The following is a 26,099-nucleotide window of genomic DNA, read 5'->3' on the forward strand; positions in this document are numbered from 1 at the left end:
GTCGGGCAAGAGATCCGGGTGAGGATCACGTTCATCACATCGGGGGACCGACGCCTCCCCGATGATTCCACGTGGCCCGGCTACGTTCGGCGGGTGATCGAGCGCACCGGTCCCCAGCCGTCCTCGGTGTACTGGCGGCGACGTGCCCTGGCCATCGCCGGTTCGGTGATCGCGCTGGTCCTGGTGGTCTGGCTGGTGGGCGCACTGATCGGCCCCGAGGACGAGACCCCGGTCGCATCCCGGGGCGCGACGTCGTCCAGCCCGCCCCCGCCGCGCGAGACGCCGGTGGCGTCGTCGTCCGCGACCACGTCGCCTCCACCAGCGGCTCAGCCTTCGCCCGCGGCCCCGCCCTCGCCCACGTTGCCACCCGGTCCGCCGCCGCCGTGCGAGGACGCGCAGGTGGCCGTGGTGGCGGAGATCGAGAAGCCCGCGTACGCGGTGGGGGAGCAGGTGGGCATGAAGATCGTCGTGTCGAACACCGGGCCGCTGCCCTGCACCAAGGAGATCGGCCGGCACGTGCGCGAGCTGGTGGTGACGTCGGCCGACGGCGCGACCAGGTTGTGGTCCAGCAACGACTGCTTCGCCACCGCGGGTTCGGAAGTCCGCGTGATGGGTCCGGGTGAACTGTTCACCTACGGCCTGCGCTGGGTGGGCAGCACCTCGGAACCGGGCTGCCGCGTGCACACCCGACTGGGCCCCGGCGACTACCTGCTCACGGCCCACGTCGCCGGGAAGGCAAGCCCTCCGGTCGTCTTCCGCCTCACCTGAGGCCGTTGTCCCGACGCGGCAGGCGGCTGTCGGAAACCGGCGGTGACCAGGCGTTCGCACGCGGCCTGGACGTCGGCGGGGGACGCCTTGTTCCGATGACTCCGGGGTCACGCCACTGCTGTCGGTAACGCCCACTGGCCGCGGCACGGGGGAGACGAGAGCAGGGATCCCCTGGAGCGGGGATCCCTGCCGGTGTCCGAGAATCGTGCCGGTCAGCCCGGCGGGGGTGTCACGGGCCGAACCAGCGTTCCTCCGCCGTGCCGCGCGGAGAGGCGGCGGTGGAGCCGAGGACCAGTTCGGTGGACAGGGTGACGGCTCGGGGACGGGTGCGCTCGGCCGAGTCGAGCAGCAGCTTGCCCGCCGCGCGCCCCTTCTCCAGCACCGGCTGCCGCACCGTCGTCAGCCCGGCCTGCTCCGCCTCCCGGATGCCGTCGAACCCGGTCACGGTGATGTCCTCGGGCACTCGCATGCCACGCCGGCGCACCTCGCCCATGGCACCCAGGGCCAGTATGTCCGACGTGCAGATCAGGGCCGTGATCTGCGGGTCGCGCTCCAGCACCTGCGCCGCGGCCGCCGCACCGGACGCCATGGTGTGGTCGAACCGCTCCGCCACCGGCACCGTCGCCCAGTCCACGCCGACCGACGCGAACGCCTGCGCCAGACCGGCCAACCGGGCCCGCTGCACGTGGAAGTGCGCGGCCTGCTGCCGCTCCGGCGTCACGAAGTCGTCGTTGCGGTCCCGCGCCAGCCGCATGCACACCACGCCGACCCGCCGGTGCCCCAGCGAGATCAGGTGCTGCGCCAACGCGTGCATGGCCGCCTGGTCGTCGATGCCGACGCGGTCGACGTTGCCGAGGTCGGGCTGGTCGCACACCACCGTCGGCACGGGCCGTTCCAGCACGGCCGCCAGGTGAGGGTCGTCGTCGGGCACCGAATACACCACGAACCCGTCCACCCCCGCCCGGTGCACGGCCGCCACGTCCTCGCGCTCGGGGTTCGCCGGCACGAGCATCAGCCCGGTCCCGGCGTCCTCGCACGCGAGCGCCAATCCCTCGAGGAACCCGATCGCAGCCGGGTCGCGGAACGCGTAGGACAGGTTCTCGGTGAGCAACAGCCCCACCGCACCGGCCTTCCGGGTCCGCAGGGAACGGGCCACCGGGTCGGGCCCCGGGTACCCGAGTCGTCTTGCTGTCTCCAACACCCGGCGTCGCAGCTCTGGCGAGAGCTGGTCGGGACGGTTGTACGCGTTGGACACCGTTGTCCGGGAAACACCCAGCTCCGCCGCCAGTGAGGCGAGCGTCGCGGGGCGTCGCACATGCATCGACCGCGCCATGAAGTGACCGTAACGGTTCAGAACCACTTACAGAAGTGGGGGTGACGGGCGTCCCTTGGATTTGCCATCTGTGCAGCTAGGGCGACGTTACCTCACGGTACGGTGGTCTAAACCAATACGGGTGCCGCGGACGACTCGCGCACCACCAGCCTGGGCCGGAAAACCCGCGTGTAGTTGCCCGCCGGACGCCTGCGCCGATCCGGGTCGAGCCGGTGCACCAACTCGTCCACGGCCGCCGCCGCCATCTCCTCGATCGGCTGCGCGAGCGTGGTGAGCGACGGCGAGCAGTACGACGCCAGCGGGATGTCGTCGAACCCCACCACGGACAGGTCGCCGGGCACGGACAGCCCGCGCCGGTGCGCCTCCCGCAGCACGCCGATCGCCATGTGGTCGGACGAGCAGATCACCGCCGTCGGCCGCACGGTGTCCAGCAGCGTCGACACCGCCTCCGCGCCGCCCTCCGGCCCGAACGGCCCGTGCGCCACGAAGTCGGACGACGCCGGCAGCCCGTCCTCCTCCAGCGCCGCCGCCCACCCGGCCCGCTTGAGCCGCGACGGCAACGCCCGCCCCGGTCCCGACACGAACCCGATCCGCCGGTGCCCCAGCTCGACCAGGTGCCTGGTCGCCGCGTACCCCGCGTGCTGCTCGTCCACGGTCACGTCCGGCACGTCCAGCGACGGCGTCGCCCCGTTCACGAACACCATGTGCACGCCGTCCGCCAGCAGCTTCGCGTAGTACGACGGCCGCGGCGCCTGGCCGAGCGGCACCTCGACGTTGGTGATCTCCGGCGACACGAACACCATGCCCTCGACGCCGCGCGCGAGGAGCATCCGCACGTACTCCTCCTCGCCCATCGCCCCGGCGCCGGTGGCGCGCGTGTTGCACAGCAGCGACGAGTACCCCAGCCGGGCGGCGCGCACCTCCAGCGCCTCGGCGAACGCCGGGAACACCGGGTTGGACAACTCGGGCACCAGCAGCCCGATCACGCCGGTCCGCTGGAGCGCGCCCAGCCCGCGCGGCGTGTAAGGCATTTCCGCAAGCACCGCGAGCACGCGCTGGCGCGTCTCGTCGTTGACGCCCGCCCGGCGGTTGAGCACCCGGCTGACCGTGGAGATGCTCACCCCGGCTGCCCTGGCGATCTCGGACAGACCGGACACCGTGCCTCCTCGCGTGGTTACGTCGGCATGCCGATCTTCGGCCTGGGTGACGTGCAGCCTGCCGCCAGCGGCAAATTTTTGCAACGCCTACCTCGGTTTCCGTGGGGCGAGCCGTGCCGTTACGGCTTGGTTACGTGCGAACCCTTGACCCGGCCCTGGTCGGCGGGATGAAATCCGCGTCAACAATTTCGCAAGTTCTTGCAAGCGCCTTCATCACGGTGGGGGCGAGCAGGAGGGACGACAGCAACGATGCGACGTACCACCCTCGTGACCGCAGTGGCGGCAGTCGGCGCCCTCGTCCTCACCGCGTGCGGTGGTGGCGACGGCGGATCGGCGTCCGGCGACTCCGGTGAGATCACCTTCTGGGACACCAGCGGCCCGAACGAGAGCCCGGTGTTCACCAAGATCGCGCAGGACTGCGCGGCCAAGGGCGGCTACCAGGTCAAGACCGAGACGGTCGCCTTCGACCAGGCCCTGAACAACTACCGCACCGCCGCCCAGGGCGGTCAGGGCCCGGACGTGTTCCGCGCCGAGGTCGCCTGGGTGCCGCAGCTGGCGAAGCTCGGCTACGTGGTCGACCTGACCGGCACCGAGCTGGCCGCCGACACCGCCGACTTCCTGGACACGCCGCTCGGCTCGACCAAGTTCGACGGCAAGTCGTACGGCGTCCCCCAGGTCACCGACTCGCTGGCGCTGTTCTACAACAAGAAGCTGCTGGCCGACGCCGGTGTCGAGCCGCCGAAGACGTGGGACGAGGTGAAGGACGCCGCGGCCAAGCTCGGCGGCGAGAAGACGATCTTCATCAACAACGACGCGTACTACGCGCTGCCGTTCATCTACGGCGCGGGCGGCGACCTGGTCGACGCCGACTCGAAGAAGATCGTGGTCAACTCGCCGGAGAACGTGAAGGCGCTGGAGACCGCGAAGAGCCTGCTGGACGCCAAGGCCGCCTCCACGGCGCTGGACCCGGCGAACTCCTACAACAACATGCAGGCCGCGTTCACCTCCGGCGAGGTCGCCATGGTGATCAACGGCCCGTGGTCGGTGGCCGACTACCTCAAGGGCGCCGCGTTCACCGACGCCGCCAACCTGGGCATCGCGCCCGTCCCCGGTGACACCGCGGGCAAGGGCTCCGCGCCCGTCGGCGGCCACGACTACGTGATCCGCCAGGGCACCAAGGCCAAGGACTCGGCGATCAAGTTCGTCGCCTGCATGAGCAGCGTCGAGTCGCAGGTCCAGGTCGCCAAGGAACTGGGCCTGCTGCCCACCCGCAAGTCCGCCTACGAGAACGCGGACGTGAAGGCCAACGCGGTCGTGTCCGCGTTCGAGCCGGTCGTCACCGCCGCCCACCCGCGCGCGTGGATCCCCGAGGGCGGTCAGCTGTTCGACCCGCTGAAGATCGCCTACGCGGACGTGCTGGCCGGCAAGAAGGACGCCAAGACGGCGCTGGACGAGGTCGCCAAGGCCTACAAGGACACCGTCGTCCCCGAGTACACCGTCGGCTGACACTCCCCTCGCGGTGGCCGCTCCCGGTGAGCGGCCACCGCGCGGAGGCGAAGGGAGACTTCGGTGCGCAGGTTCCTGGACCGGCACTGGTACGCGTACGCGATGGTGCTGCCGGTCGTGGTGGTCATCGCCGTGTTGGTGCTGTTCCCGCTCGCCCAGGGCGTGTTCTTCACCTTCACCGACATCAACGAAGGCAACATCGCCAACCCGATCCTCGACCGGCCGGCGTCCTACGTCTCCGTTGGCCTCGACAACTACGTGAACATCCTGTCCGGCGACCCGAGCTACGGCGCGTTCTGGTCGACGCTCGTGCGCACGCTGGTCTGGACGTTCGGCTGCGTGTTCTTCCACTACACGATCGGCCTCGGCCTGGCCCTGCTGCTCAACCGCGAGGTGCGCGGGCGGTCGCTGTACCGGGTGCTGCTGATCCTGCCGTGGGCGGTGCCCGCGTTCATCAGCGCGTTCGCGTGGAAGTACATGTTCAACGCGCAGTACGGGATCATCAACCAGTTCCTGCGCTACCTCGGGCTGGACGACCCGCCGGTGTGGCTCGGGCAGTCCGACTGGGCGCTGGTCGCCGTGATCATCGTGAACGTGTGGCTGGGCGTGCCGTTCATGATGGTGGCGCTGCTCGGCGGGCTCCAGTCGATCCCCGGTGACCTCTACGAGGCGGCCGAGGTGGACGGCGCGACGCCGTGGCAGCGGTTCCGGAACGTGACGCTGCCCGGCTTGAGGTCCGTGTCCAGCACGGTGGTGCTGCTCGGCATCATCTGGACGTTCAACATGTTCGCGATCATCTACCTGATCACCGGGCCGAACCCGAACACCAGGATCCTGGTGACCTACGCGTTCGAGCGGTTCTTCTCCGGGGCGTCCCGGGACTTCGCGGTGGCGTCGACCTACGGCGTGCTGATCCTGTCCGTGCTGCTCGTGTTCGCGGGCGTGTACCGGCGCGCGCTGCGCAAGCAAGGCGAGGTGTGGTGATGACGGTCGAAGCGGCTTCGGTGCAGGTGGCCCCGCCCGAGCGGGTCGCGGGGCGGCCGGTCCGGCCCCGCAGGCGTTCGGACCGGTCGCGGTTGGCGAGCGTCGGGCTGCACGGGACGCTGGTGGTGGCGTCGCTGATCGCGGTGTTCCCGGTGTTCTGGGTGCTGGTGACGTCGTTCAAGCCGGACGCGAAGGCCGTGGAGACCACGCCGAAGCTGGTGAACGACTCCAGCCTGGACAACTACGTGCGGATCCTCGCCGGCGAGAAGGGCGACTTCCTGGCGTGGTTCGGCAACTCGGTGCTGATCGCGTTGTTGACCACGGTGCTGGCGGTGTTCCTGTCGGCGACGACGGGGTACGCGGCGTCGCGGTTCCGGTTCCCGGGCAAGCGGTCGCTGATGCTGTCCTTCCTGGTCGTGCAGATGTTCCCGTTCGCGGTGTTGATCGTGCCGCTGTACAACATCCTGCTCGCGCTGGGGCTCCAGGGCACGTCGATGGGCCTGGTGCTGGTCTACTGCACGACCGCCGTGCCGTTCTGCACGTACATGCTGAAGGGCTACTTCGACACCATCCCCAACGACATCGACGAGGCCGGTCGGGTGGACGGCCTGTCGCCGTTCGGCGTGTTCTGGCGGCTCGTGCTGCCCCTGGCCCGGCCTGGCCTGGCCGTGACCGCGTTCTACGCGTTCCTCACGGCGTGGGGCGAGGTGGCGTTCGCTTCGGCGTTCCTGTCGGCGGCGGACGAGTCGAAGACGCTGGCGGTCGGCCTTCAGGTGTTCGTGCAGCAGAACCGGACCGAGTGGGGTCACCTGGCGGCGGCGTCGATCCTGGTGGCGATTCCGGCGATCATCGTGTTCTACCTGGTGCAGCGGTTCCTGGTGACCGGCTTGTCGTCGGGCGCGGTGAAGGGCTGAGCTGTCCTGGGGGCCTCCGCCCGGCGCGGAGGCCCCCGCTCGGACCCCCATGCCTCGACCACCGATTCCAGGCCTCCGAGGGCTGAACCGATCCGGAACTAGACCAATCCACCTGTTCCCGTAAGCGCTTGCAATCCCTAACGTTGCCGCAAAGCTTGGTAGTGAAAGGTGCGTGGCATGGCTGAGGTCGCTTATCTCAAGGCTTCGCGGATCTTCTCCGGCAACCCGCCGGTCCGCGCGGTCGACGAGTTGTCGTTGGACGTCACCGACGGCGAGTTCCTGGTTCTGGTCGGCCCGTCCGGCTCCGGCAAGTCGACCGCGCTGCGCATGCTCGCGGGTCTGGAGGACGTGGACGAGGGCGCCATCCACATCGGCGGCAAGGACGTCACCAACGTTCCGCCCAAGGGCCGTGACATCGCGATGGTGTTCCAGTCCTACGCGCTGTACCCGCACATGACGGTCGCGGAGAACATGGGCTTCGCGCTCAAGCTCCGTGGCGTCAACAAGCTCGAGGTCAAGGAGAAGGTCGCCGAGGCGGCCAAGATGCTCGACCTGAGCAAGTACCTGGACCGCAAGCCGAAGGCGCTGTCCGGCGGCCAGCGGCAGCGTGTCGCGATGGGCCGCGCGATCGTGCGCGAGCCCTCCGTGTTCCTCATGGACGAGCCGCTGTCCAACCTGGACGCGAAGCTCCGCGTGGAGACCCGCGCGAACATCGCCGCCCTCCAGGCCCGGCTCGGCACCACCACGATCTACGTCACGCACGACCAGGTCGAGGCCATGACGATGGGCCACCGGGTCGCCGTGCTCAAGGACGGCCTGCTCCAGCAGTGCGACACCCCGCGCGCGCTGTACGACAAGCCGGCCAACGCGTTCGTCGCCGGGTTCATGGGCTCGCCCGCGATGAACCTCAAGACCGTGCCGCTGACGTCCGAGGGCGCGAAGCTCGACGGCATGGTGGTGCCGCTGGAGCGCCGCATGATGGACAAGGCCGCCGGTGAGGGCCTGTCCGAGGTGACGTTCGGCATCCGGCCCGAGTCGCTGGCGCTGGTCGGCTCCTCGGAGCAGGGCATGGAGATGACCGTCGAGCTGGTCGAGGAGCTGGGCGCGGACGCGCTCATGCACGGCTCGGTCCGCATCGGCAACGTGCCCGAGCGGTTCGTGGTCCGCGTGGACGGCCGCACGCCGCCGACCCTGGGCCAGACCGTGAAGGTCGCCGTGCGCGACGCCAGCGAGGTCCACCTGTTCCACCCCGAGTCGGGCCACCGCCTGACCGACTGACGTCCGACCAGGGCGTTCCCGCACGACCACAGGGGCCATCTCCGGCGAGACGGAGGTGGCCCCTGTGGTGTGCGGAACACCCGGTCGGTGGACACCGGGGTAGCAGGGCGTTCTAAACTGAACCTGACAACGGTTTCCATTGGCTGATGTGTCAGCCCGTCGAGGAGTGCTCTGATGACTGTCCGCAACGCGTTGCTCGGCGCGGTGGCCGCCGCGACCGCCGTCGCCCTGACCGCCTGTGGCGCCCAGGACACCCCCGCCGCCCAGGACAACGGCAAGATCAAGGTCCTGGCCTCCACCAACGTGTGGGGCAGCGTGGTCAAGGCGGTCGGCGGTGACGACGTCGAGGTCACCGCGATCATCGACGACCCGTCCGGCGACCCGCACTCCTACGAGAGCAAGCCCGCCGACCTGGTCGCCGCGCGCGACGCGCGCCTCGTCATCTTCAACGGCGGCGGCTACGACGACTTCTTCGCCCGGCTGCTCGGCCCCGAGACCGACTCCGTCAAGAAGATCGAGGCGTTCCCGCTGTCCGGCCTGGCTGACGGGCACGACGAGCCCGGGACGTCCGCCGAGCCCGAGACCGGCGAAGAAGGCCACGAGGAGGGGCACGAGGGGGAGGGCCACGAAGAGGAGGGTCACGACCACGCCGTCAACGAGCACGTCTGGTACGACTTCGCGACCGTCCGCAAGGTCGCCGACCAGGCCGCCGCCGACCTCGGCGCGATCGAGCCGGACAAGAAGGCCGCGTTCGAGGCCAACGCCGAGGACTTCGGCGCGAAGCTGACCGCGCTGGAGGAGCGCGTCAAGGGCAAGGGCGAGGGCAAGAAGATCATCGCCACCGAGGCCGTCGCCCACTACCTGCTCGACACCGCGGGCGTCGAGGACATCACCCCCGAGTCGTTCAGCGAGGCCGTCGAGAACGAGACGGACATCCCCGCCGCCGCCCTCGCCGACGTCACCGCGCTGATCGACCAGAAGCAGATCACCGCGCTCGTCAACAACGCGCAGACCGAGAACGCCGCCACCCGGCAGGTCGTGGACCGCGCCAAGGCCGTGGGCGTGCCGGTCGCCGAGGTGACCGAGACGCTGCCCGAGGACGCCACGGGTTACCTTGACTGGATGACGAAGCAGGTCGATTCGCTGGTGGGAGCGCTCGGCACATGAGAGTTCCCGGCACGACAGCCGAGGTGACGGACCGGCCGACCCGCGCCGCGGTCGCCTTGCGCGACGCGCGCCTGTCCTACGGCCACCGGGTGCTGTGGGACGGCTTGGACCTGGACGTCGCCCCTGGCGAGTTCGTGGCCGTCCTCGGGCCGAACGGCTCGGGCAAGACCAGCCTCATCCGGGTGCTGCTCGGCCTCCAGCCGCTGTCCGCCGGCACCGTGCGCGTGGCGGGCGGCAACCGGCGCATCGGCTACATCCCGCAGCAGCGGGCGATCGACGTCAGCCTCACCCTGCGCGGCCGTGACCTGGTCGGTTTCGGCCTGGACGGGCACGGCTGGGGCCTCGGCTGGCGCAACCGGCGGGAACGCCGGGCCAAGGTGGAGGCGGCGCTGGAGTCCGTCGGCGCGATGAAGTACGCCGACGAGCCCATCGGGCTGCTCTCCGGCGGCGAGCAGCAGCGGCTGAGGGTGGCGCAGGCCCTGGTCGGCGACCCCGAGGTGCTGCTCTGCGACGAGCCGCTGCTCTCCCTCGACCTCGCCCACCAGCGCGTGGTCAGCGATTTGATCGACGCCCGCCGCCGCGCCGCCGACACGGCCGTCCTGTTCGTCACGCACGAGATCAACCCGATCCTGCCGCTGGTCGACCGGGTGCTGTACCTGGTCGAGGGTCGGTTCCGGATCGGCACGCCCGCCGAGGTGATGACCTCGCGGACGCTGACCGAGCTCTACCGCACGAACGTCGAGGTGGTCCGCGTGCGCGACCAGATCCACGTGGTCGGCGCGCAGCACGTGTGCGAGGACGAACCGCACCACATCACGGACGAGGCCCTCTGATGGAGAACTTCCTGGACCTGGAGCTGACCCTGCGGGTGTTGGCCTACGTCCAGCCGATGCTCATCGCGGGCGCCGTGCTCGGGCTGCTCGGCGGGCTGCTCGGCCCGCTCATCGTCACCCGCAAGATGGCGTTCGCCGTGCACGGCACGAGCGAGCTGGCGTTCACCGGCGGCGCGGCGGCCTTGCTGATCGGGGTCGGCGTCGGGTACGGCGCGCTGGCCGGGTCGATCATCGCCGCACTGCTGCTGGGCCTGCTGAGCACCCGTGACGCTGACCGCGACTCCGTGATCGGCGCGATCCTGGCGTTCGGCCTCGGCCTCGGCGTGCTGTTCCTGGCGCTGTACGAGGGACGCGCGGTGACCAAGTTCGGCCTGCTGCTCGGCCAGGTGGTGAGCATCGGGTCGACGGACCTGTGGTTGCTGATCGGCGCGTCGGTGGCGGTGCTGGTGGTGCTGGCGTTCATCTACCGGCCGCTGCACTTCGCCAGCGTGGACGCGGCGGTGGCCGTGGCGCGCGGTGTGCCGGTGCGGACGCTGTCCGTGGTGTTCGCGGTGCTGGTGGGCGTGGCGGTGGCGTTGAGCGTGCAGCTCGTCGGCGCCCTGCTCGTGCTGTCCCTGCTGATCACGCCCGCGGCTGCGGCGACCCGCGTCACCGCCAGCCCGCTCAAGGCGACCCTGCTGTCCGTCGTGTTCGCCGAGGTGGCCGTGCTCGGCGGGATGGTGCTGTCGCTCTCGCCCGGCCTGCCGGTGAGCGCGTTCGTCACCGCCGTGTCGTTCCTGATCTACCTCGCCTGCCGGCTGATGAGCGGCAAGCGGGAACGAGTGCAATAACACGTTTGGCGCCGGTCCCGAGTGGGTACGCCCCGACAGGGGGCACCTGCCCGCTGCCGAACGCGGGCTGTGCGGAGACTGGTGCCATGCGACGCACGTTTACGCCCGTGAACCACGGCAGGCACGGAGGCGGTCCAGGCCGTGCCCGCGGTTGTCGTGCGCGTGACGCCGGGCACTCAGGCCCAGCGGCTGGCCCCGGCTTCCTGCCCGATGGGCTCCTCCTCCGGCTCGTCGATCCGCGGCGCGGGAAGCAGCCGGACCTCGCCGCCGGCGACCCGCACCTGGTTCCGGCCGTTCTCCTTGGCCGCGTAGAGCGCGGCGTCCGCGCAGTGCTGCGCGTCCATCAGGCAGTCCCCGTTGTCCGGCAGCACGGCCACGCCGATGGACGCCGAGATGGCGCGCACCTCCGGCCCGTCCGGCGTCAACGGCAGGTTCCGGCCGCGCAGGGTCACCGTGTTGCGGTGCTTGTCGGTGGTCACCACGGACATCTCGCCGATCGCCTCGCGCACCCGTTCCGCGATGGCCGTGCCCTGCGCCAGGCCCGTCTCGGCGAGCACCACGACGAACTCCTCGCCGCCGTCCCGCCCGGCCACGTCGCCCGGCCGCAGCTTCTCCCGCAGGATGCGGCCCACCTCGGCCAGCACCGCGTTGCCCGCCGGGTGGCCCCACGTGTCGTTGATGCGCTTGAAGTGGTCCAGGTCGATGGCCAGCACGGTCACCGGCTGCCCGTCGTGCCGGCAGCGGTCGGTGAGCCTGCCCCCGTACTCGGCCAGGCCGTTGGTGTTGAGCAGACCGGTCCGGTAGTCGGTGTGCGCGTCCTCGGCCAGCCGCGCCTGCGCCTGCTCCTGCTCGCGCAGCAGCCGTTCGAGGTGCGCCCGCCGTTCCGTCGCGTGGTAGAGCAGCGAGTTGACCAGGATCACCGGGAACACCAGCAGCAGCGGGCCGACCCAGTGGGTGGTCATCAGCATGCCGAGCATGGCGCCCGCGCCGAGCGTGCTCAGCTCCAGCATGTTGTCCGCCCGCGAGCCGAGGAACTCCTGGATCCGGGTGTGCGGGGTGACGATCTTCAACGCGATCGCGATGTTCATGCCCTGGGCGCCCCAGTTGACCACCGCGGCCACGATGAGCACCAGCACCAGACCAAGGTCGTCCGGGATGCGGCCGGAAGCCAGCAGCGACAGGCCGGACAGGTGCACCACGGCCCACGCCAGCATGGTGCCGCCGAGGATGCTCGCGGAGCTGAACACGAACCGGTACGGCTGCCGCCGCGCGATCGGCTGGATCAGGATGCGCATCCAGATCGTGGCGAGCACGGCCAGCGCGCCGGGCAGGGCGATGGCGGCGGCGAACGTCCACACGGACGTGAGGTCGATGTGCGGCCCGGCCGACTCGTCGCGCCGCGACTCCTCGGCCCGGCGGACGATCATCAGGTGGACGGTGATGGCGAACATGACCGCGCCGAACCGCAGCCAGTCCGCGTTCGACACCGAGCCCAGGGTCGTGAGGAGCCAGATGGCGGCAGCCGCTACGGCCGATTCGACGAGGAAGAAGTAGCCGAGGGCGGCCGGTCGCAACGTCCACAGATCCCAGTGGCGAATCGAGGGCCGGCCGACTGCCGCAGATGCCTTCTGGTCAGTCAAACTGTTCTTCACCACGACCCCCTACCCTCTGCGCGGCGTCGCATGGCGAACGCCGTTCGCAGCGGCACGTCCGTGCCCGGGAAGCGTGCTGAGGAGGTGTTCGCCATGCGCAACCGCGACATGTGAGACCACTCCCTCTCCATCCCCGGACCGAATGTTCACCGTACGTGCCCGCTGGCTAGCGGGCCGCAGCCGAGGGGACCTTCATGTTTGACAATCGCGATATGTGATGACTCCGTTTCAGGTCACCACTGCCTTCGTCTCGTTCCGGGAGCGGGCCCGTCGCCAGGCTACGGCCGCCTGGGTGGCCAGCAGCAGCCCGATACCGCCCGCACCCGCGATGGTCGCCGTCACCGAACCGATCGAGTGCGCCACCACGCCTGCCACGGCCATGCCGCCGCCCTGCGACGACCGCAGAGCGGCACGGCCGATGCCGTACGCCCGACCCCGGTAGGCGTCGGGCAGGATGCGCATCCACGCCGAGCGGGCGGGCGTGTGGTACGCCCCGGCCATCCCGGCGATGACCAGCAGGACGATGGTCCAGGTCAGGTTCGGGTGCAAGGCGAACATGACCAGCGGGGCCAAGGAGAGTATGGCGAGCGGGCCGATCAGCCGCTCGCGCTTGGCCGGATCACGCACCAGCCGGAACAGCACGGTCACGCCGAGGACGTTGGCGGCGGGTTCGATGGCCAGGATCAGGCCGACGGCCCAGACCGCGTCCAGGCTCGCGGCCAGGGGCACGGCGAGTCCCTCGGGCACCATGGCGAGGCCGGCCAGCAGGCGCATGCCCATCAGGCTGCGCAGCCTCGGCTCGGTGACCAGCAGCGTGAACGCGCCCTTGGGTCCTTCGGGGTCCCGATGCGCGCCGCGCGGGTCGGCGGCGGGCCGGTGCTGGACCGAGGCCTGCACCAGGATCGCCACCCACACGAAGCTGACCGCGTCGATCGCGAGCGCCACGTTGGGACCGGCGCCGATGACGAGGAACCCCGCGGCGGCGAGACCGACCATCTGGGCGACGTCCACGGACGTGCCGAACAGCGCCACGCCGTCGTCGTAGCGCTTCTCCGGCAGCACGTGGGGGAGGCTCGCCTCCTGGGCGGCCAGGAACGGCGACGAGATCATCAGGACCACGACCAGCAGCACGATCATGATCCACAACGGCATGCCGGGCACGGCCATGAGGGCGACCAGGGCGGCCTGCGACCACGCGCAGACGACCATCACCGTGCGGCGCGGGAACCGGTCCGCGACCCAGCCGAGCAGCGGGCCGGAGATCAGCGGCGGGAACAGCGTCAACGACCACGTGAGGGCCGTCCACATCGGCGACTGCGTGCGTTCGAACACCAGGAGCGACAGCGCCACCGCGGCGAGCTGGTCGCCGAACGTGGACACGGTCGAGCCGATCCACATGCCGCGGAACTCGCGGTTGCCCACGAGCGCGCGGATGGTCCCCCCGGAAGTCACAACTCCCCCAGGTTGCTCGGCCCCGATGAGTGAGTCACGTTACCCCCACCCGAAGTAACAATTCCCTCGGATAGCACCGTAGAAGCTGCCCGATGTGCGATCTCTGTCCTACCACACTGTGTACCCGAACGGAGCAGGTCGGTTACATAAAGTAGTTACAACTGCGAAAAAACGGCCACTTATTCTTCACAGTTGACGGTACGTGACACGCCGTGAGCAATCCTCGCCTACCCTACGTCCACGAAGTCGCCATTGGGGTTCGGCGGCGCTGGTCCGACCGGCCGAGCGCGTTACCTCGCTTCGCCGCGCGCGAGGGCGCCGCCAGTACGTCAATTGTGGAACAACGGCGGCTTGTCGATCTTCAGAACTGGTAGTAGAGGAACGGGCTGAACGTGCCGCTCGCCACCAGCACGGCCGCGTAGCCGACACCCGCCGTCATCAGCGAGACCCTGGCGACGGTGGCGACCCGGTCCCGGGAAGACTCCAGGTAGGGACCGGTCACCGGGTGATGGGGCAATACCACGATCGCCAGCGCGAGCAGCAGCAGGACAATGCGCTGATTGGTGGCCGCGGCGGCGACGGCTTCGGTCAGGCCGCTGAAATCAGGCAGCAGCATGTGGCCGATGATTGTGAACGCGGTGCCGAGGTCCGCGGATCGGAAGAACACCCAGCCGATTACCACCAGCAACATCGTCGAGATCCGCCGGCCAATTCGGGCACGCGTAGTGATCGGCGTGGAATCCCAGCCGAATCGGCGCTCCAGCACGAGCAGCCCGCCGTGGAACAAACCCCACACGAGGAAGGTCCAGTTGGCGCCGTGCCAGAAACCGGTGAGCACGAAAACGATCGTGAGGTTCCGGTACGTCTGGCGCACGCCGCCGCGGTTGCCGCCGAGCGGGATGTAGACGTAGTCGCGGAACCAGCGGGACAGCGACATGTGCCAGCGGCGCCAGAACTCGGTGACGGTGACCGACGAGTACGGGCGGGCGAAGTTCTCCGGCAGCCGGAAGCCGAGCATCCGGCCCAGTCCGATGGCCATGTCGGAGTAGCCGGAGAAGTCGAAGTACAGCTGGAGCGTGTACCCGATCGCGCCGAGCCAGGCGATGGCCGTGGTCATCTCGTCCGCGGGGGTGGCGAAGCAGGCGTCGACCATCGGCGCGATCGAGTCGGCGATGATCACCTTCTTGCACAGGCCGAGGGCGAACCGGGGGAAGCCGGCCGCGACGTCGTCCCAGCGGTGCATGCGGGGCTGCGGCAGCTGGTCGGCGATCTCCCGGAAGCGCACGATCGGGCCCGCGACGAGCTGCGGGAACATCGCGATGTAGGTGACGAACGCGACCGGGTCGCGCTGGGCCGGCCGCTCGCCCCGGTACACGTCGACCACGTACGAGATGTGGTGGAACGTGTAGAACGAGATGCCGATCGGCAGCGCCAGCTCGACGACCGGGAGGTCGGCGCCCACGACGGCCGCGATGTCGTGCAGCTGCGAGCTGGCGAACCCGGCGTACTTCCAGATCAGCAGGACGCCCAGGTTGATCGCGATCGAGCCGACCAGGACCAGCCGCCGGTCGCCGGGCGCGTCCGGCTCCAGCCGCCTGCCGGCCAGGTAGTTGACCACCATGCAGCCGAGCAGCAGCAGCGTCGTCCCGCCCGCGCCGGACACGTAGAACAGCAGGCTGGCCACCGCGACCACGCCGTTGCGCCAGGTCCTGGGCAGCACGAGGACGGTCGCGAGCACGACCGGCAGGAAGAACCACAGGAACAGGGGGCTGGCGAAGGACATCGCCGCAGACCTTATCCGCCGCCGATGCGCCCCGAGGTCGACTTCACCACAAACCGCCCCACCTCACACCCGCACCGGACTGGACAACTCGCGGGTCCTCGCGCGAGTTGTCCAGTCCGGCACCGCGAGTTGCGCGGTGGGGTGCTCAGCCGCGAATGTCGAGGCGGCGGCGGCGGGCGATCTCGGCCAGCACGACACCGGCGGCGACGGAGGCGTTCAACGACTCCACGCCGGCGGCCATCGGGATGGACACCGTCTGGTCGCACGTCTCCTTCACCAGGCGCGAAAGACCGCGGCCCTCGGAGCCGACCACGACCACCAGCGGACCGGTCGCCAGGTCCAGGCCGTCCACGTCCACGTCGCCGTCCGCGTCCAGGCCGACGATCATCAGCCCGGCGTCGGCCCACTCCTTGAGCTGACGGGTCAGGTTCGTCGCCACCGCGATCGGCATCCGGGCCGCCGTGCCGGCACTCGTCCGCCACGCCACCGCCGTGATGCTCGCCGACCGCCGCTGCGGCAGCACGACCCCGTGCGCGCCGAAGGCCGCCGCCGACCGCACGACCGCACCCAGGTTGCGCGGGTCCGTCACGCCGTCCAACGCCACCAGCAACGGCGGGATGCCGGACTCGTTCGCGATCTTCAGCAGTTCGCGCGGCTCGGCGTACTCGTACGGCGGCACCTGGAGCCCGAGCCCCTGGTGCATCGCGCCGCCGGTGATCCGGTCCAGCTCACCGCGCTGCACCTCCAGCACGGAGATGCCACGAGTCGCGGCCAGCTGCACCGCCTCGGCGACCCGGTCGTCCGCGTCGATGCCCAGCGCCACGTACAGCGCCGTCGCCGGGATGTCGGCCCGCAGGCACTCGACCACGGGGTTGCGCCCGGCGACCGTCTCCGGTCCGTTCTCCGCGGCCTTGCGCCGTTGCGTCCGGGCCTGGTCGGCCTTGGCCGCCGCACTGGCCCGCTTGTACGCGGGGTGGTTGGGTCGTTCGACCGCCTTGGGCGTCGGGCCCTTGCCGTGCAAGCCCTTCGGCTTCTGCCCGCCGGACCCGACGACCGCGCCCTTCTTGGAGCCGGGGTTGCGCATGGCGCCCCGGCGCTTGGAGTTACCAGCCACGAGCTCAGTCGTCCTTCAAAGTCCACAACGGACCGTCGGGGGTGTCCTCGACGGCGATACCGGCCAGGAGCAGGTGATCGCGCAGCACGTCCGCGCGCGCGAAGTCCCTGTCCTTTCGGGCCTGCGACCGCTCTTCCAGCAGCCGCTCCACCAGCACGCCCAGCGCGTGTCTGCCCACGCCGCCGGCCGCGGCGTCGTGCCACTGCGGTGACAACGGGTCCAACCCGAGCACCGCGGTCATGGCCCGCACCGACTCGGCCGCGGCACGCGCGTCCAGGTCGTCACCGGACTCCAGCGCCGTGTTGCCCTCGCGCAGCCGCTTGTGGATGGCGGCCAGCGCACTGGGCGTGCTGATGTCGTCGTCCATGGCGGCCACGAACGCGGGCGACATCCCGCCCTCCGCGCCGACGGTCCCGGTGCGCTCGACCACGCGCCGCAGGAACGACTCGATCCGCCGGTACGCGGACACCGACTCGTCCAACGCCTCGGGCGAGTACTCGATGTGCGACCGGTAGTGCGGCCCCACCAGGTAGTACCGCAGCTCCGGTGCCCGCACCCGCTCCAGCATCGTCGGGATCGCCACCGTGTTGCCCAGCGACTTCGCCATCTTCTCGCCACCCATGGTGACCCAGGCGTTGTGCATCCAGTACTGGGCGAACCCGTCACCCGCGGCCCGCGACTGGGCCTGCTCGTTCTCGTGGTGCGGGAAGATGAGGTCGATGCCGCCGCCGTGGATGTCGAACGTGCCGCCCAGGTACTCGGTCGCCATCGCCGAGCACTCCAGGTGCCAGCCCGGCCGGCCCGGACCCCACGGCGTCGGCCACGACGGCTCGCCAGGCTTCGCCGCCTTCCACAGCGTGAAGTCGCGCGGATCGCGCTTGCCGGTCGCGGCGGACTCGCCCTGGTGCACCTCGTCCGGCTTCTGCCCGGACAGCGCGCCGTACTCGGGGAACGACGTCACCGAGAAGTACACGTCGCCACCCGAGGCGTAGGCGTGGCCCTTCTCGATGAGCCGGTCCATCAGGTCGACCATCTGCGTGACGTGCCCGGTCGCGCGCGGCGAGCACGAGGCGGGCAGGCAGCCCAACGCGTCGTAGGCGTGGTCGAACGCCCGCTCGTGCGCGTAGGCCCACTCCCACCACGGCGCGCCGTTCTCGGCGGCCTTGGTGAGGATCTTGTCGTCGATGTCCGTGACGTTGCGCACCAGTCGCACGGTCGTGCCGTCCCGGCCCAGCCAGCGGCGCAGCACGTCGAAGTTCAGGCCGCTGCGCACGTGACCGATGTGCGGAACGCCCTGCACCGTGGCCCCACAGACGTAGATCGACGCCGTTCCGCTGACCTGCGGGACGAACTCCCGCATGGACCGGGTCGCGGTGTCGAAGAGGTGGAGGCTCACGTGAAGATGGTACGGGCGGTGACCAGTCGGTGTTGAGTCGCCCGGTCAGATGTGCTTGCGGAGCACCTGCAGCAGAGCCTCGGGACGGCTGCCGGTCCGGTGCGGTTCGACGATCTCCACCGCGCACCCGATCGCCGCCGCGCCACCGTCGGCTTCGGGGCTGTCACCGATCATCAGCGCCTCGGTGGGGTGCACGCCCAGCCGGTCGCAGGCGATGCGGAACAGCTTCGGGTCCGGCTTGACGAAGCCCTCCTGGTAGGAGAGCACGTACTCGTCCACCCGGTTCTCGACGCCGTGACGTGCGAAAACAGTGCGGATGTCCCAGGCGATGTTGCTGACGACCGCGGTCGGCAGCTCGGTGCCGAGGGCCTGCGCGGTGTCCGGGTAGGGCTGCCAGAACGGCGGGCTGCACAGGTCGGCGTAGAACCGCGCCGGGTCCTTGGCGCCCGCCTTCGCGAGGACCGCGAGGTGCATGTCGCGGTGCGCGTCCGGGTCGAGGTCGCGGCGTTCCCACTGCTCCGGGTCGATGCCCAGCTCCGGGTCCAGGCCGACGGGCGCGGTGAGCGCGCGCATCAGTCCGGCGTGGGCGGCCAGGGTGTCGTGCTCCAAGCGGAACAGGGTGCCGGAGAAGTCGAAGAGCACGGCGCGGATCGTCACCGATCGCACGCTACGGGGTCGGCGGAGCGGAAATCCCGCGATGCCGGGGAACCGAGACCAGGCTCACCGGGATGGCCGAGCGACCGCGACGTGGATCAGGACAGGGGGACGAGGAGCGCGGTCGCCACGGCGGCGATGCCCTCGCCGCGACCAGTCAGGCCCAGGCCGTCGGACGTGGTACCGCTGATCGACACCGGGCCGCCGACCGCCTCGGACAGCACCTTCTGCGCCTCGTCACGGCGGGTGCCGATCTTGGGGGAGTTGCCGATGACCTGCACGGCCGCGTTGCCGACCTGGTAGCCGGCCTCCTCGACCAGCCGACGCGCCTCGGCCAGGAACTCCACGCCGTGCCGCCCGGACCACCGCGGGTCGCTCGTGCCGAACACCGCGCCCAGGTCGCCCAGTCCGGCGGCGGACAGCAGCGCGTCGCACAGGGCGTGCGCCGCCACGTCGCCGTCCGAGTGCCCGGCGCAGCCGTCCGCGTCGTCCCAGCGGAGACCGGCCAGCCAGCACTCGCGGCCCTGTTCCACCTGGTGCACGTCGGTGCCGATGCCCACCCTGGGGATCACGGTGCTCCTCCGGTTCCGGCCAGGATCGCCTCGGCGACCGCCAGGTCGAACTTCGTGGTGATCTTCATGGCGTCCTGGTGGCCGGGGACCGTGACGACCGGCACGCCGAGCCGTTCGACCAGGCCCGCGTCGTCCGTGGCGTGCAGGCCGGACCGGTGCGCGCGCAGCAGCACGTCCGCGTCGAAGCCCTGCGGGGTCTGCACGATCCGCAGCGACGCGCGGTCCGGTGTGGCGACCACCACGCCGACGTCGTCGACCTGCTTCACCGTGTCGGCGAGCGGCAGCACCGGGATGACCGCCGGGTGACCCGCGGCGACGGCGTCCACCACGGCCTTGACCACGGCCGGCGGGGTGAACGCGCGGGCCGCGTCGTGCACCAGGACGATCGTCGTGTCGGGCATCTCACGCAACGCGTGCGTCAACGCCAAGCGCACCGAATCGGACCGCTCGGCGCCACCCGCCACGACGTGCACCGCCCCGCCGGCTGGGGCCGACGGGGCGGTGACGGTCTTCACAATGTCTCGTACTGCATCCACATCGGACGGGGGCGCGGCGATCACCACGTGCCGCACGCAGCCCGAGTCCAGCAGGCCGCGCACCGCACGCACGAGCAGCGGAACGCCGTCGACCGGCACGAGCGCTTTGGGCATGCCATAGCCCAACCGCTCACCCCGGCCCGCCGCGGGCACGAGCGCGACCACACTCATGTTCGCGGTTTCCGTGTGTCGGGTGGACGATCAGGACGCGGTAGCCAGGACCTCGTCGAGGAGGACCTCAGCCTTGTCCTCGTCGGTGCCCTCGGCCAGCGCCAGTTCGCTAACCAGTATCTGTCGAGCCTTCGCCAGCATCCGCTTCTCACCAGCGGACAATCCGCGATCCTTCTCGCGCCGCCAGAGGTCGCGCACCACTTCGGCCACCTTGTTCACGTCACCGGACGCGAGCTTCTCGAGGTTGGCCTTGTACCGCCGGGACCAGTTGGTCGGCTCCTCCGTGTGGGGAGCACGCAAGACCTCGAAGACCTTGTCGAGACCCTCCTGGCCGACGACGTCACGAACGCCCACGATCTCGGCGTTGTCGGCGGGGACGCGAACCGTGAGGTCGCCCTGGGCGACCTTGAGAACGAGGTACTTCTTCTCCTCGCCCTTGATCACACGGGTCTCGATTGCTTCGATGAGAGCGGCACCGTGGTGCGGGTAGACGACGGTCTCTCCGACCTTGAAAACCATGTGTCCTCTGCCCCTTTCGCTAACCCCATCCTAACACGCCGAGCAATCCCCTCCCCGGGCTGTTGAGATCGGTTCGCCCAGGTCAGCGCCGCGCGGGGGGTTGACAAATCACCCGGTCGCATGCAACGGCCCTGGTCGATCTTGCTCCACTGTGGACGTGCGTGGGACCTTCGCGCGACGCGCGCGGGACGTTTCACGAGTCGGCGCGAGCCACGCACGAGAACGGTGCGGGCGTGGTGTGGGGCACCGCATGCCGCAGGTCCCAGGGCACCCCGTTAGGCTCCACCACTGGTGGTCGGACCCGCTACTACCGGGTACGACCCGCCTCGTCAGCACACCGGGAAGGATCCGAACAGCCGTGGGTCGCGCACTCCAGAAGTCCCCAGCGTCGCGCCGCCTGGCGGTCGTGGCCGCTCTGGCCACGGGCCTCGGCTTGGCCGCAGCGGGTTGCAGCGCAGGTCAGGTCACCCAGACGGACACCCAGGTGGCCGTCGTGAACGGGGCCAGTGGCAAGGCGGGTGACATCACCGTCAGCGACGCGCAGCTCGTGTTCCCGGCGGCGCACGCCGCCTACGAGGAGGGCGACGACGCGCCGATCACGGTCGTCATCGCCAACAACGGCACCAGTGCGGACAAGCTGATCGCCGTGACCAGTGACGCCGCTTCGCAGGGCGAGGTCAGCGGGGACACGGTGCTGGAGAGCTCCTCGGTGATCATCGCCGAGGCGGACGAGCACGGCTCGGGCAGCCACGCGCCGACGTCGGGCAAGCCGTCCGGTTCCGCGTCCGCGACCACCACGCCGTCCGCCCCGGGCTCCGCCACCGGCTCCCCGACCGCGACGACCACGGACTCGGCCGCGTCCGGCACGACGTCCGCGAGCCCGACGTCGGGCAGCGGCACGTCGATCTCCCAGCCGCCGACGTCGTCGACGAAGCTGCCTTCGTCGGTGGACCCGTCCGAGCCGGGCAAGGTGACCATCGTGCTGAAGGGCATGAAGAAGAAGCTGCGGCCGGGCGAGACGATCCGGGTGACGTTCCTGTTCGAGAAGGCCGGCGAGATCACGCTGGAAGTGCCGATCGGCTCCACCTCGGAACCGCGCCAGGACGCGCCCGCCGAGCACTGATCCACACCGAGCACTGATCCACACCGGACGCCGGCGGGCCGCGCCGAACCGAGTCCGGGACGAACGCACAGCAGGGGTCCCCTCCCGGGGACCCCTGCTGTGCGTTTACCGGCGGGGACCGACATTCCGCGGTGGCCGGCGTTGGAAGCGGGACACCGCGACGTGCCTGGTCGGTGACCGCCGCACCGCGCGGATGGCGGTCGCAGCGCCTGCCGTGGTGGGCGGCGCACCGGCTGACGCAGGGTGCGCGGTCCGTGCCCGGCACCGGTGGGTGGGCGATCTTCGCGCCGGGTTGTCGGGGGTGGCGGATAGCCTGCGGGGCGTGGCGAAGACAGCACGGGTGGCCAGGCCGACGTACCGGTGTGCCGAGTGCGGGCACGAGGTGGGCAAGTGGGTCGGGCGCTGCCCGGAGTGCCAGGCCTGGGGCACGGTGGAGGAGCGGGGGGTCGCCGCCGCGCCGCGGTTCCTCGCGGGCGCGCCGACCAGCGAGGCCCGACCGATCGCCCAGGTGGACGTGGAGTCGGCCCGTGCCGTCTCCACCGGCGTGGGGGAGTTGGACCGGGTGCTCGGTGGCGGGCTGGTGCCCGGCGCCGTGGTCCTGCTGGCGGGCGAGCCCGGGGTGGGCAAGTCGACCTTGCTGCTGGAGGTCGCGCACCAGTGGGCGTCCTCGGTCGGCCGCTGCCTCTACGTCACCGGTGAGGAGTCGGCCGGGCAGGTCCGGCTCCGCGCGGACCGCACCGGCAACCTGCACGACGAGATCTTCCTGGCCGCCGAGAGCGACATCTCCGCCGTCCTCGGCCAGGTCGACGCGGTCAAGCCGAGCATGCTGATCGTGGACTCGATCCAGACCATGTCCTCACCGGTGGTCGACGGCGTCCCGGGCGGCGTCAGCCAGGTCCGCGCCGTCACGTCCGGCCTGATCGCGGTCGCCAAGGAGCGCGGGCTGCCGGTCGTCCTGGTCGGCCACGTGACGAAGGACGGCTCGGTCGCCGGCCCGCGCGTCCTGGAGCACCTGGTGGACGTCGTCCTCCAGTTCGAGGGCGACCGGCACTCCAGCCTCCGCCTGCTGCGCGGCGTCAAGAACCGGTTCGGGCCGGCCGACGAGGTCGGCTGCTTCGAGTTGCGCGACGACGGCATCGCGGGCGTCCCCGACCCGTCCGGCCTGTTCCTGCACCGCCGCGACCAGGCGGTGTCCGGCACGGCCGTCACCGTGGTGGTGGAGGGCAAGCGGCCGATGCTGGGCGAGGTGCAGGCGCTCGTCGCGCCCACGGCCCTGCCCGCGCCGCGCCGCGCGGTGAGCGGGCTCGACTCGGCCCGGTTGGCGATGGTGCTCGCGGTGCTGGAGAAGCGCGGCAAGGTCCCGCTGGGCAACAAGGACATCTTCACCGCCACCGTGGGCGGGATGCGGCTCACCGAGCCCGCGGTGGACCTGGCGGTGGCGCTGGCGGTCGCCTCGGCCGCCACGGACCTGCCGCTGCCGCACGACCTCGTCGTGGTGGGCGAGGTGGGTCTGTCCGGTGAGCTGCGCCGGGTCAGCGGCGTCGGCCGCCGCCTCTCCGAGGCCGCCCGGCTCGGCTACACCAAGGCCCTCGTGCCGCCGGACGCCGGCCCGCTGCCCCCGGAGACGCGGGCGCTCGTCGCGCAGGACCTGCTGGAGGCGCTGCAACTGCTCAAGCTCACCAAGTAGGCCGCCGAAACGCACTGCGCCCGGCCCCCCGAAGGGAACCGGGCGCAGCGGCGCAGGAGGACGCCTACTCGGCGGCCACCGCCGCGACCGACGTCGCCGCCAGCAGCTGGGCACAGCGGATCAGGCCCAGGTGGCTGTACGCCTGCGGGTGGTTGCCCAGGGAGCGCTCCGCGATCGGGTCGTACTCCTCGGGCAGCAGACCGGTCGGCCCGGCCGCGTCCACCATCTGCGCGAACAGCTCCTCGGCCTCGGTGCGCCGCCCGGTGAGCAGGTAGGCCTCGATCATCCACGCCGCGCACAGGTGGAAGCCGCCCTCGTCGCCCGGCAGGCCGTCGTCACGCCGGTACCGGTACACCGTCGACCCCGACCGCAGCTCGGCCTCGATCGCGGTCACGGTGGCCTGGAACCGGTCGTCCGCCGGGTCGATCAGACCCGACAGCCCGACGTGCAGCGACGCCGCGTCCAGGTCGTCGCCGTCGTACGCCGTGGTGAAGGACTGCGCTTCGTCGCTCCACCCGTGCTTCAGCACGTCGGTGGAGATCGTGTCGCGCAGCACCGGCCACGACGGGTCGACGTCCCGCCCGTACGCCTCGGCCAGCCGCACCGCCCGGTCGAGCGTCACCCAGCACATCACCTTCGAGTACACGTGGTGACGCGGTGCGTGGCGCTCTTCCCAGATGCCGTGGTCGGGCTCGTGCCACCGGCGGGCGACGGCCTCGGCCATCGCCTGCACCATCCGCCAGTCCTGGTCGGTCAGCGAACCGCGCGCGGCGGCCAACTGCACGACCAGGTCCACCACGGGACCGAACACGTCCAGCTGGACCTGCTGGTTCGCCAGGTTGCCGACGCGCACCGGCCGCGACCCGGCGTACCCGGGGAGCGTGTCGATGACGGCCTCGGCGCCCAGCATGGTGCCCTGGAGCGTGTACAGCGGGTGCAGCCGCTCCGGGCCGGGCAGGGTCGCCAGGACCCCGTGCACCCACCCCAGGAACGCCTCCGCCTCGCCGAGCGACCCGACCGACACCAGGGCCTGGGCGGTCAGCGCCGCGTCGCGCAGCCAGCAGTACCGGTAGTCCCAGTTCCGGATGCCGCCCAGCTCCTCGGGCAGCGAGGTGGTGGCGGCGGCCATGATCGAGCCGGTGTCGTGGTGCACCAGGCCCTTCAACGTCAGCGCCGACCGCAGCACCAGGTCCGACTCGACCGGCGGGATCTTCAGCGTCGCCGCCCAGTCCGACCAGAACGCGCCGGCCCGCGCGCGCCGCTCCGGCTCGCCCAGGGTGGCCTCGGACAGGTCGTCCGTGCCGCAGCGCAGCTCCAGCAGGATCGGCGCGCCCTCGCGGGGGCACACCACGGCGGTCGCCGTCTCCTGGATGCCGTCGGACGTGATCTGCCAGTCGACGCCCGGTGAGCGCAGCACCATCGGGTCCGAGGTGCCGACGACCCGCAGGCCGTCGCGCTCGCGCAGCAGCCGCACCGGGACCTGGCCGAACTCGGGCCGCGGCGCGAACGTGATCAGCGCGTTGGTCGAGCCGGAGATGCGCCGCACCAGGTCGGTGCGGTGCGAGGCCAGCTCGTGGTCCAGGTAGTCGGTGACCAGCAGCCGCGACCAGCGGGTCTCCACGATCATCGTGCCCGGCACGTACCGCTGGCCCAGGGGCAGCGAGCCGTGTTCGGGCTTGATCGAGAAGTGGCCCGCGGCCGGTCCGCCGAGCAGGTCGGCGAACACCGCCGCCGAGTCCGGCTCCGGGTGGCACAGCCAGTTCAGCCGGGCGTCGGGGGTGAGCAGCGCCACCGAACGCTCGTTGGCCAGCATGGTGAGCCGCTCGATCGGCACGGCCTGGTCGCCGTGCAGCCACGCGCGCCGTTCCTCCAGCAGGAACGCCAGCATGGTGGCCACGTCGACGCTGTCCTCGACGTGGTACTCGGCGAGCGTCTCGCCGTCGCCGACCTTGATGCCGACGTCCGGCCCGCTGAGCCGGGCAAACGCTTTCTCGTCGGTCACGTCGTCACCGACGAAGACGGCCGCGGTCGCCGACGCGCGGTGCCGCAGGACGTCCAGGGCGTGGCCCTTGTCCGTCTGCACCACGGCCAGCTCGATCACGGCCTTGCCCTCGGTGACCTGCACCCCGTCCCAGGTGGCCGGACCGGTGCGCACGGCTTCCAGAACCCGCTCCCCGACGGCGGGGTCCGCCCGGCGCACGTGCACCGCGATGCTCGCGGGTTTGACCTCCAGTCCGACGCCTTCACGGCCGTCGACGATGTCTTCCAGTTCGGTTTCCAGGCGGCGGTGCAGTGATCTCGCGTCCGCGTCCAGCGCGTGCACGAAACCGACGTCGAACTCGGATCCGTGCGAACCCACCAGGTGCACCTCGGACGGCAGCCGCGACAGCGTCGCCAGGTCGCGCAGCGCGCGCCCGGAGATCACCGCGGTCGTCGTCTCGTGCAGACCGGCCAGGGAGCGCAACGCGCCCACCGACTCGGGCAGCGGACGGGCGTCCTCTGGGTTGGCCACGATCGGAGCCAGTGTCCCGTCGTAGTCGCAGGCGACCAGCAGGCGCGGTGTGCGTGCCAACTGCACGATCGCACGGCGAAGTTCGGCGGGGAGGGCCTCGGCGGTCAACGCCCCTCCTCAATGCTCGGTGGGACAGGTCGGGAACAACATTCGTCTGA

Annotated in this window: 22 protein-coding genes; 10 read left to right on the plus strand and 12 right to left on the minus strand. The window is 70.8% G+C overall.

From position 1 onward, the window contains the following. Window positions 1-93 precede the first annotated feature (93 nt). A complete protein-coding gene (locus tag ACRAKI_RS01820; protein WP_447005306.1) occupies window positions 94-768 on the plus strand; it encodes a hypothetical protein in 675 nt (224 codons plus the stop codon). A 229-nt stretch (window positions 769-997) separates the two neighbouring features. On the opposite strand, the gene ACRAKI_RS01825 is transcribed toward ACRAKI_RS01820, so the two are convergent. Together ACRAKI_RS01825 and ACRAKI_RS01830 are read right to left on the minus strand one after the other, a co-directional pair. Further along, on the minus strand, window positions 998-2,101 hold the full coding sequence (locus ACRAKI_RS01825) for a LacI family DNA-binding transcriptional regulator (RefSeq protein ID WP_447005307.1): 1,104 nt from the start codon (window positions 2,099-2,101) through the stop codon (window positions 998-1,000). Between the two features lie 107 nt (window positions 2,102-2,208). Further along, a complete protein-coding gene (locus ACRAKI_RS01830; protein ID WP_447005308.1) occupies window positions 2,209-3,258 on the minus strand; it encodes a LacI family DNA-binding transcriptional regulator in 1,050 nt (349 codons plus the stop codon). Between the two features lie 249 nt (window positions 3,259-3,507). On the opposite strand from ACRAKI_RS01830, the gene ACRAKI_RS01835 reads away from it, so the two are divergent. The 7 genes from ACRAKI_RS01835 (at window position 3,508) to ACRAKI_RS01865 (ending at window position 10,770) form a co-directional block, all read left to right on the plus strand. Beyond that, window positions 3,508-4,764, plus strand: a complete 1,257-nt coding sequence (locus tag ACRAKI_RS01835; RefSeq protein WP_447005309.1) for an extracellular solute-binding protein — start codon at window positions 3,508-3,510, stop codon at window positions 4,762-4,764. A gap of 63 nt (window positions 4,765-4,827) precedes the next feature. Further along, a complete protein-coding gene (locus ACRAKI_RS01840; protein WP_447005310.1) occupies window positions 4,828-5,748 on the plus strand; it encodes a carbohydrate ABC transporter permease in 921 nt (306 codons plus the stop codon). Next, window positions 5,748-6,662 carry a sugar ABC transporter permease gene (locus tag ACRAKI_RS01845; protein ID WP_447005311.1) on the plus strand — a complete coding sequence of 305 codons (915 nt, stop codon included), beginning with the start codon at window positions 5,748-5,750 and terminating at the stop codon, window positions 6,660-6,662. Before ACRAKI_RS01840 ends, ACRAKI_RS01845 begins: the two co-directional genes overlap by 1 nt. A gap of 177 nt (window positions 6,663-6,839) precedes the next feature. After that, the gene (locus ACRAKI_RS01850) at window positions 6,840-7,940 is read left to right on the plus strand and encodes an ABC transporter ATP-binding protein (protein ID WP_447005312.1); all 1,101 of its coding nucleotides are present in this window, start codon (window positions 6,840-6,842) and stop codon (window positions 7,938-7,940) included. A gap of 174 nt (window positions 7,941-8,114) precedes the next feature. Then, window positions 8,115-9,107 carry a metal ABC transporter solute-binding protein, Zn/Mn family gene (locus ACRAKI_RS01855; RefSeq protein WP_447005313.1) on the plus strand — a complete coding sequence of 331 codons (993 nt, stop codon included), beginning with the start codon at window positions 8,115-8,117 and terminating at the stop codon, window positions 9,105-9,107. Next, window positions 9,104-9,940, plus strand: coding sequence for a metal ABC transporter ATP-binding protein (locus ACRAKI_RS01860; protein ID WP_447005314.1), 837 nt, complete (start codon window positions 9,104-9,106; stop codon window positions 9,938-9,940). The genes ACRAKI_RS01855 and ACRAKI_RS01860 overlap by 4 nt, the downstream gene beginning before the upstream one ends. After that, window positions 9,940-10,770 carry a metal ABC transporter permease gene (locus tag ACRAKI_RS01865; protein WP_447005315.1) on the plus strand — a complete coding sequence of 277 codons (831 nt, stop codon included), beginning with the start codon at window positions 9,940-9,942 and terminating at the stop codon, window positions 10,768-10,770. Before ACRAKI_RS01860 ends, ACRAKI_RS01865 begins: the two co-directional genes overlap by 1 nt. A 176-nt stretch (window positions 10,771-10,946) precedes the next feature. Here ACRAKI_RS01865 and ACRAKI_RS01870 read toward each other — a convergent pair whose 3' ends face one another. From ACRAKI_RS01870 to ACRAKI_RS01910, 9 genes are all read right to left on the minus strand, one after another. Then, the gene (locus tag ACRAKI_RS01870) at window positions 10,947-12,344 is read right to left on the minus strand and encodes a GGDEF domain-containing protein (protein ID WP_447005316.1); all 1,398 of its coding nucleotides are present in this window, start codon (window positions 12,342-12,344) and stop codon (window positions 10,947-10,949) included. A gap of 306 nt (window positions 12,345-12,650) precedes the next feature. Further along, entirely contained in the window at window positions 12,651-13,874 is a 1,224-nt protein-coding gene (locus ACRAKI_RS01875) for an MFS transporter (protein WP_447005317.1), read from the minus strand. Window positions 13,875-14,235: 361 nt separating this feature from the next. Beyond that, window positions 14,236-15,657, minus strand: coding sequence for an MBOAT family O-acyltransferase (locus ACRAKI_RS01880; RefSeq protein WP_447005318.1), 1,422 nt, complete (start codon window positions 15,655-15,657; stop codon window positions 14,236-14,238). A gap of 145 nt (window positions 15,658-15,802) precedes the next feature. After that, entirely contained in the window at window positions 15,803-16,771 is a 969-nt protein-coding gene (rlmB, locus tag ACRAKI_RS01885) for a 23S rRNA (guanosine(2251)-2'-O)-methyltransferase RlmB (RefSeq protein ID WP_447005319.1), read from the minus strand. 4 nt (window positions 16,772-16,775) lie between these two features. After that, the gene (gene cysS, locus ACRAKI_RS01890) at window positions 16,776-18,167 is read right to left on the minus strand and encodes a cysteine--tRNA ligase (protein WP_447005320.1); all 1,392 of its coding nucleotides are present in this window, start codon (window positions 18,165-18,167) and stop codon (window positions 16,776-16,778) included. A 45-nt stretch (window positions 18,168-18,212) separates the two neighbouring features. Then, complete coding sequence (locus ACRAKI_RS01895; RefSeq protein WP_447005321.1) at window positions 18,213-18,824, minus strand: HAD family hydrolase; 612 nt, start codon at window positions 18,822-18,824, stop codon at window positions 18,213-18,215. 95 nt (window positions 18,825-18,919) lie between these two features. Then, entirely contained in the window at window positions 18,920-19,393 is a 474-nt protein-coding gene (ispF, locus tag ACRAKI_RS01900; protein WP_447005322.1) for a 2-C-methyl-D-erythritol 2,4-cyclodiphosphate synthase, read from the minus strand. Next, window positions 19,390-20,100, minus strand: coding sequence for a 2-C-methyl-D-erythritol 4-phosphate cytidylyltransferase (gene ispD / locus ACRAKI_RS01905; protein WP_447005323.1), 711 nt, complete (start codon window positions 20,098-20,100; stop codon window positions 19,390-19,392). The genes ispF and ispD overlap by 4 nt, the downstream gene beginning before the upstream one ends. A gap of 30 nt (window positions 20,101-20,130) precedes the next feature. Next, a complete protein-coding gene (locus tag ACRAKI_RS01910; RefSeq protein WP_012782996.1) occupies window positions 20,131-20,619 on the minus strand; it encodes a CarD family transcriptional regulator in 489 nt (162 codons plus the stop codon). A 358-nt stretch (window positions 20,620-20,977) separates the two neighbouring features. Between ACRAKI_RS01910 and ACRAKI_RS01915 the strand changes: the two genes are divergently transcribed. Both ACRAKI_RS01915 and radA read left to right on the plus strand, forming a co-directional pair. Beyond that, complete coding sequence (locus ACRAKI_RS01915) at window positions 20,978-21,742, plus strand: hypothetical protein (RefSeq protein WP_447005324.1); 765 nt, start codon at window positions 20,978-20,980, stop codon at window positions 21,740-21,742. A 322-nt stretch (window positions 21,743-22,064) separates the two neighbouring features. Continuing rightward, a complete protein-coding gene (radA, locus tag ACRAKI_RS01920; protein WP_447005325.1) occupies window positions 22,065-23,429 on the plus strand; it encodes a DNA repair protein RadA in 1,365 nt (454 codons plus the stop codon). Window positions 23,430-23,493: 64 nt separating this feature from the next. Here radA and otsB read toward each other — a convergent pair whose 3' ends face one another. Further along, complete coding sequence (gene otsB, locus ACRAKI_RS01925) at window positions 23,494-26,049, minus strand: trehalose-phosphatase (RefSeq protein ID WP_447005326.1); 2,556 nt, start codon at window positions 26,047-26,049, stop codon at window positions 23,494-23,496. Window positions 26,050-26,099: the final 50 nt, after the last annotated feature.

It is taken from the genome of Saccharothrix isguenensis (assembly GCF_052936305.1).